The 7898-nt window shown below is 49.2% G+C and carries 6 protein-coding genes; 5 read left to right on the forward strand and 1 reads right to left on the reverse strand.

All coding sequences use genetic code 11. From position 1 onward, the window contains the following. The 5 genes from Q0231_RS15180 to ppk2 all read left to right on the forward strand — a co-directional run. Positions 1-228 (forward strand): hypothetical protein (locus Q0231_RS15180; RefSeq protein WP_299348808.1); only part of this gene is annotated, 228 nt, incomplete at its 5' end. 104 nt (positions 229-332) lie between these two features. After that, on the forward strand, positions 333-3068 hold the full coding sequence (locus Q0231_RS15185) for an ornithine decarboxylase (protein WP_299348811.1): 2736 nt from the start codon (positions 333-335) through the stop codon (positions 3066-3068). A gap of 18 nt (positions 3069-3086) precedes the next feature. Then, positions 3087-4571 carry a biotin carboxylase gene (locus tag Q0231_RS15190; protein WP_299348814.1) on the forward strand — a complete coding sequence of 495 codons (1485 nt, stop codon included), beginning with the start codon at positions 3087-3089 and terminating at the stop codon, positions 4569-4571. Between the two features lie 2 nt (positions 4572-4573). Then, on the forward strand, positions 4574-5569 hold the full coding sequence (locus tag Q0231_RS15195; protein WP_299348817.1) for a C45 family peptidase: 996 nt from the start codon (positions 4574-4576) through the stop codon (positions 5567-5569). A gap of 134 nt (positions 5570-5703) precedes the next feature. Further along, positions 5704-6540 carry a polyphosphate kinase 2 gene (ppk2, locus tag Q0231_RS15200; protein WP_299348819.1) on the forward strand — a complete coding sequence of 279 codons (837 nt, stop codon included), beginning with the start codon at positions 5704-5706 and terminating at the stop codon, positions 6538-6540. A gap of 16 nt (positions 6541-6556) precedes the next feature. Here the strand turns inward: ppk2 and Q0231_RS15205 are convergent, their stop codons facing one another. Beyond that, entirely contained in the window at positions 6557-7798 is a 1242-nt protein-coding gene (locus tag Q0231_RS15205) for a cation:proton antiporter (protein ID WP_299348822.1), read from the reverse strand. Between the last annotated feature and the right edge of the window lie 100 nt (positions 7799-7898).

Consider the following 7898-nt stretch of genomic DNA (forward strand, 5'->3'; position numbering starts at 1 on the left):
CGCCGGCGCGAAAGCGGCATGAAGGGCCTTGGCCAAGTCCTAAAGAGCTTCCGTGATCGCTCGGCTGAATTCCCAGTTTATGATCGAGCAAGCGGCACAGATTCATACCTATACAGCTTAGGGGCTTTGCAAGTGCCTAGCCAAGGTTCACGGGGTGGACTTAGTGTGAATGAACCAGAACTACTGAATTCAATGATCGATGGCCTAGCCGCAACGAAGGCTGACTAAGAGGTGAATAAAAACGACCGGCAAATGTCGGCAAAGTGTGAGGTATAATAAGCAGTCGCTTTTGATTGTTTGTTTTTCTCACTTCAGGGTGGAGGAAGAAAAAGGTGAAAACTGTTAGCGACCATTATAGCGCAGTCCAAATGCGATCTGATAGTTGGAGCGGCCTCCAACAGACCACTTCAGAACTAGTCCGCAAACCGACCGGCAAGTCAGCGGCCGAAAACATGAAGCTGATCTCAGATTACTTCGATGCCTTGTCTGTCACCGAAGAATATTGGGCCTTCCCTGGCGTTCACGCCTTTGACGCTATGCGCCGATTGTTTGATCACAAGAAATTTGAAGATTTAGAATTTAGCGTCCGTCGCGTCGCAAGGGCATTGAGCTCAGGCGCCTACCGCCGTCGTTCAATTCCGCTAGATCGAGAAGATAAAGACAGCGAAGAACATGATGATGAGGCACTGCTTTCACCTGAAGCACGCGCGCTAAGCAAACCCTATTTCGAAATACTCGTTGTCGACAGCCTTGGTGAGCAACAGTCGCGCTGGCTTAGAAAAAGCATTCACGACATGCGCAGAACAGACGACGCATTCCACTATGAGTCAGTGGTCGTCTCAAGCCTTGAAGACGCCTTGATTGGAATCCTGTTCAATCACAACATCCAAGCCGTTGTGATCCGGCCCGGCCTGACGCTCAAGTCAAAAAATGCACTTCCCATATTGAAGAAATTCCTCGCCCGTGTTGGCGAGGACGAAGATGTGGACGCACTCAAACCAGAAGAATATGGTCCAGAACTCTGCCGCCTAATCGCCAAAGTAAGGCCTGAACTTGACGCCTATTTGATCACCGATCGTTCTGTCGAAGAAATTGCGGGCATGGAGCTAGGGCTATGCCGCCGGGTGTTTTACAATCAGGAAGACTTCACAGAACTACATTTAAACATCCTACGAGGCGTGCAATCGCGCTACAGCACACCGTTCTTTTCCGCGTTAAAGGAATATTCCAAACAGCCCACAGGCGTGTTTCACGCCATGCCAATTAGCCGTGGCAAATCCATTTCCAGATCTCACTGGATTCAAGATATGGGCGCATTTTATGGCCCCAATATCTTTATGGCTGAGACGTCGGCCACGTCGGGCGGGTTAGACAGCCTGCTCGAGCCAACCGGGCCAATCAAAAAAGCCCAAGAACTTGCATCAAGGGCCTTTGGATCGCGGCAAACCTTCTTTGCTACAAATGGCACATCCACTTGCAACAAAGTTGTGGTGCAGGCGCTGGTAAAACCAGATGATATTGTGCTGGTGGATAGAGATTGCCATAAATCGCACCACTACGGCATGGTATTATCAGGCGCAAAAGTCGTCTATCTCGACAGTTATCCCTTAAGCGAATACTCCATGTATGGCGCCGTACCCATACGTGAGATCAAACATCAACTGCTGGCCCTTCGGGATGCTGGAAAGCTAGATCAAGTGCGTATGCTGCTGCTTACAAATTGCACCTTCGACGGCATTGTTTATGATGTCGAACGTGTGATGGAAGAATGCTTAGCAATCAAGCCTGATCTGATCTTTTTGTGGGACGAAGCTTGGTTTGCATTTGCCCGGTTTACCCCAACCTATCGACAGCGCACAGGGATGAATGCTGCCAACAACTTGCGCGCCAAATTGCGCACACCAGAAGTTGAAGCTGCGTGGGACGAGCAAGTTAAACGCATCGACATGAATGACAATAAGGCCTTGATGGAAAATAGGCTTGTGCCGCCACCGCATGCACGCGTGCGGGTATACTCCACACAATCGACACACAAAACGCTCACATCATTGCGCCAGGGTTCAATGATCCATGTGAATGACCAAGACTTCAAAGGCGAAGTGGAACAAAGTTTCCACGAAGCTTACATGACCCACACATCAACATCGCCGAACTACCAAATTATTGCATCTTTGGACGTGGGTCGACGGCAAGTTGAACTGGAGGGATATGAATTTGTTCAACGTCAAATCGAAGCCGCAATGTCGATGCGAAAAGCAATTTCGACGCATCCCGTCCTGCAAAAATACTTCACCGTTCTTGCGGCAGGCGACATAATCCCAGAAGAATTTCGCGAAAGCGGCGTTGAATCCTACTATGACCCTGAACAGGGCTGGACCGATATGTGGGAATGTTGGTCGCGTGATGAGTTTGTGCTCGATGCAAGCCGGGTCACATTGGCTGTGGGCGGCACAGGTTGGGACGGCGACACGTTTAAGACCAAAATCCTCATGGATAAATACGGCATTCAGATCAACAAAACATCGCGCAATACCGTCTTGTTTATGACCAATATTGGCACAACGCGTTCCTCGGTTGCTTATCTGATAGAGGCACTTGTCGAAATCGCGAACGAGTTGAACGACCTTTATGATGACGCCTCAAAAATGGAACGTCTCAGTTTTGAAAAGCGCGTGAAAACGCTCAATGAAGACTTGCCACCTTTGCCAGACTTTAGCCGCTTTCACTCATCATTCAGAACGGATGACGTTACGCCCGAGGGCGATATTCGACGGGCATTTTTCTTGAGTTATGACGAAGACAATTGTGACTACTTGAGCCTTGAGGGTGAAGTAGACGCGGCAATAAAGGCCGGTCGTGAGGTCGTTTCAGCCTCATTTATTATTCCCTATCCACCTGGATTTCCAATTCTTGTGCCAGGTCAGGTTGTGAGCACTGAAATATTGGCATTTATGCGGGCGCTAGATGTGAGCGAAATTCACGGCTATCGGCCCGATTTGGGCTTAAGGGTCTTCACCGATGAATCACTGGGCATAAAAACAAACACAAAAAAAGTAGCTGCAGAGTAAAATAAGGGAGGAATAGGCATGTTGACTAAGAAAAAAAATAAAACAAAATCAAAAGTGTTGAAAAACATCTCGGAAATCCGGAGGTTCTTTCACCGTAATGATGAACCCATCTATTTCGTCTCTGCAACCAATTTCAATCTTTTGGGCATTGATGAATGGTGCAAGAATTTCAAATATATTTCGTACATCGACTGCTACGATGGGCGACACCCCAATGTATTTTGCCCCAGCGAACAACCGCACGCAGAGTTCACGTCAATTGAAGACATCAATAACTATCTCCTTCAACATAAGGAAGTTATTGACTTCATTAAAAGGCGTGGTGGAAAACCAAACTTTGTTTTCCTTATGTTTGATGAGGAAACTGAACGCCTTGCTGAACAATTGGGCGGCACAGTTTGGTTCCCAAGCGCTGAATTGCGCACAAAGTGCGACAACAAAATTGAGACTGTTCGGATTGGTGACAAAGCCGGTGTCCCTTCTGTGCCCAATACGCTTTCTGAAATAGAAGACTATGACCACCTAAGAGCAGTGTGCGAAAAAGCAAAGCTTGGGCACGATGTTGTGCTGCAGTCGGCGTTTGGGGATTCTGGTCACACCACTTTTTTCATCAAATCCGAAGAGGACTTCCGCAAGCACGAACATGAAATTGTCGGGCAAGGCGAAATAAAGGTCATGAAGCGGATCAATTGTCGTGGATCAGCAATTGAAGCCTGCGCCACCGCGCAAGGAACCATTGTTGGGCCATTGATGACAGAACTCGTTGGTTTTAAAGAACTGACCCCATATCGTGGCGGATGGTGTGGCAATGAAATTCTTGCGACGGCATTTCCAAAGAAAATTCGCGAACGGGCACGTAACCTTACATTCAAATTCGGGGAGCAACTGCGCGCCAATGGATACCGCGGGTACTTTGAACTGGATTTTCTCATCGACAATGAAACAGGTGATATTTGGCTTGGTGAATTGAACCCACGGGTTACAGGCGCAAGCTCTATGACAAACCACGCGGCGTTCGCCCATGCTGATGCACCCTTGTTCCTTTTCCATCTCCTGGAGTTCTCTAAACAAGATTTCAAGTTGGACGTGAACGAACTCAATCAACGATGGGCAGATCCCGACATGATTGATGGCTGGTCTCAAATGGTCATCAAACACACCGAGGATAACGTCGACATTATCACACAAGCCCCTGAAACCGGCATCTACAAAATGCTTGAAGATGGCCGTGTGGTGTTCGATCGGTTTGACTATCACCGGCGTGCTGTGGAAAATGAAAATGAAGCATTCTATCTTCGCATCCAAAATGTTGGCGACTATCGTTATGAGGGCGCCGACCTTGGCATTCTCGTCACAAGAGGTCGCTCCATGACCAAGAATTTCGAATTGAACGATCGGTCACAAAAGTGGATTCATGGGATTAAGTCTGCTTATGCTGCAAATCCGCTGCCAGTTGCCGACGCAGGCCCGGCGGTGGCAGAGCCTGCTTTCAAGATAATGTAGTTATGAAGCACACCATTTGGCGCGCGATATCCGAGCAACAGCCCGGACCGAAATGGGCTGACCTTTTCAAAGGCTATTGGCCGGACTATCGCCGCTGGTGGTTGCGAGAGGGCGAAACCGCGCGCCCAACCTACAGCGAAAGCCGCAATGCTTTGCGCGATCACATGCCTGAATTGATCCCGCTGTATGACGAATTGTGCGAACTTGCGGGCGGTGGTGACAAAGCGGCCCGTTTCCTAAGCTTCTATTGCCCGCCCCCCTATTTGTCTGGTTGCTCACAAGCCATTTGGCCGGGCGCAGAGCCGGTCCTTGTCCGCAACTATGACTACAACCCAAATGCCTTCGACAGTGTGTTGCTGCACACCAGCTGGCTTGGCCGAAAAGTCATGGGCGTAAGCGACGGACTTTGGGGATTGGTCGACGGGGTAAATGATGCGGGACTGGCCGTTTCACTTACATTTGGCGGGCGAAGAAACGTTGGTGAGGGTTTCGGCATACCGCTGATCATTCGATATATTCTGCAGACCTGCGAAACCGCTGAGCAAGCACGTAAGGTACTCATAAGAGTGCCCACCCACATGAGTTACAACGTAACGGTACTAGACAAAAAACGGCAATATCTCACCGCCATGATGGCACCTGATAAACCCACAATAATCACACATGCAGCCGTGGCAACCAACCACCAAGAAACCGTCGACTGGGTGCATCACGCGCGGTTTACAGCCACTGTCGAACGGGAACGGTTTTTGCTCAACAGGCTAACCCTGCACGTTGACCCAGAAGAAAAATTCATCGGCGCATTTCTAAAGCCACCGCTCTATTCTACAGCCTATGCGCAAGGCTTTGGTACGCTTTACACAGCTGTATATCGCCCCCGCTTGGGTGAAATGGACATTCATTGGCCCGGCGCAATTTGGCACTTCGAAATTAACAACTTCCAAGAGGGATATAGAACGGTGAAAACACCGGACTTTGCCCAAGCCAAAACCTTCTAGCATTCGGGTTTCCCTGCCAAATGGACTACTCATCAAAGCCTTGCGCTTGCACATACATCCACAATGTTTTCCGCTCTGATAACTTTTCAAAAGTGTGGTAATCTCACTTAATTCCACACGGTGAGGATGATTTCATGGCACCAACAAGCGCAAAAGGCTCTACTGATAAACCCAACACCCCATCACAAAAGATATCCAATTCAAAGTACGAACTAGAGTTAGCCAGACTGCAAATCGAACTGGTGAAAATGCAGGAATGGATAAAGCGCTCAGGACATCGCGTGGTGGTCATTTTCGAAGGGCGAGATGCAGCTGGCAAAGGTGGAACCATTAAGCGGATTACCGCTCCACTTAATCCGCGCATCGCCCAGGTTGTGGCCCTGCCCGCCCCCACAGAACGCGAAAAGAGCCAGTGGTATTTTCAACGCTATGTTGCCCATCTTCCCGCAGCAGGCGAGATGACGATTTTTGATCGATCTTGGTACAACCGCGCTGGTGTCGAACGCGTTATGGGTTTTTGTACCGATGAGGAGTATCACGAGTTTTTCCGCAGTTGCCCAGAGTTCGAGCGCATGCTCGTGCGGTCGGGAATTCAAGTGATCAAATATTGGTTTTCAGTTTCAGATGAGGAACAAGAACGACGGTTTCAAAAGCGATTGAATGACCCGACCAAGCAATGGAAGCTCAGCCCTATGGATTTAGAAAGCAGAAAGCGTTGGGTCGACTATTCAAAGGCAAAGGACCACATGTTTGTGCATACCGATATTGAAGAAGCGCCTTGGTACGTTGTCCAGTCGGACATCAAAAAACATGCACGCATAAACTGTATCAGCCATCTTTTGTCTCAAGTTCCTTATGAAGACTTTGCGCCAGCCCTTGCAGCACTTGAACCACGCCCTGAACAGTCTGATTATGAACGTCCGCCCATGGACACACAAAGCTTCGTGCCAGAAGTCCATACCAAACTATAGACGAGTGGCTCTTCAGCTAGCGTTCATTCTTGAGGCGATGTTTGCGCCGCAATAAAAAGCGCAGCACCATCGGCGCCAGCGCGGTATTAAATAGCGCCATCAGAATGAGTGCGGAAAAAAGGTGCCTAGCGATAGGGTCGGCAGAGGCACCGTTAATTAGCCCTGAGCCAAGCGCAATCGACATGACCACAATCATGATTTCACCGCGGGGGGCAAGTCCCACACCAATGATTGCCGCCTCCTGTTTTGTATATCCGACAAAACGCGCCGCTAGTCCCCCGCCCAACACCTTGCTGGCGAAAGCTACAAGGCTCAAAACCAGCAAGAACACCGGTATTTCAAAAATCGCGGTCAAATTCGCCTGTAGCCCAATCCATGCAAAGAACAAAGGACCAAGAATGCCTGCAGTTAGTGCGTTGAGGATTAAACGCATACTCTCATAGGGCTGTTTGCCAATTTGTGTTTTCTCCATAAAAAGGCCAGCCATAAACGCACCAACTGCCCAATGAAGACCAAGTAGTTCTGCAAGAAATCCATAAGCCAATCCAACAATTACCAGCGCACTAAACTCGATGGCTGCAGACTGATTGCGCTGCATGCGTTTGCTGATGTGGGGATAAACATGAACGCCAAGAAGTCCTGTCACAACAAAAAACAGAATAACTTTCGCTAGCATTATCGCAAAAGCATAGGTGCCCGGCAATTCGCCAGTTGCAATCATGGAGCTGAGCAACGCCAGCAGAAATAAACCAAAAATATCATCAAACAACGCTGCGGTTATCAAAACCCTGCCTGACTCTGCATTCAGCAAACCGAACTCTTGAAGAAGCTTGGCGGATGCAGCAATGGCAGTAATTGAAATTGCCACCCCAACAAGGATAGCCTGCGCGGTGCGTTGCGGCCCTTCTTCCAAAAAAACAAATCCCATAATGATGCCCGCCACAAGGGGCAAGACAACTCCCCCAACAGCTACAACAAAGGACTTGCGAGCGTCGCGCATTGTGTCAGCCAATCGCATTTCCAAACCGGCCATCAAAACAAGAAAGAAGATACCAAGTTCAGCGACTTTGGCCAAAGCCTCGTTGTGCGCAAGATTTTCAACAAAGGGTTGGTGCGGGCCGGTTACAATTGCGCTTAGAACCAAAACCATGCCTGCGATCATTTCGCCAACTGCGGACGGCAAACCCGCACGGTGCGATAGCGCCCCAAAAAGCCGGGCGGTAAGCAGCAGCACCAAAAGCGCACCGATTGTTTCCATGATCCATCTCCGCCACAACAGATTTGCAAGCCATCAAGAATTTGCTACGAAGTTGGTTTAGCGCTGTCGCGCTCACGACCACGTTCCAAGAGCCATTTTG

It is taken from the genome of uncultured Maritalea sp. (assembly GCF_937139385.1).
Taxonomy (GTDB): Bacteria; Pseudomonadota; Alphaproteobacteria; order Rhizobiales; family Devosiaceae; genus Maritalea; species Maritalea porphyrae_A.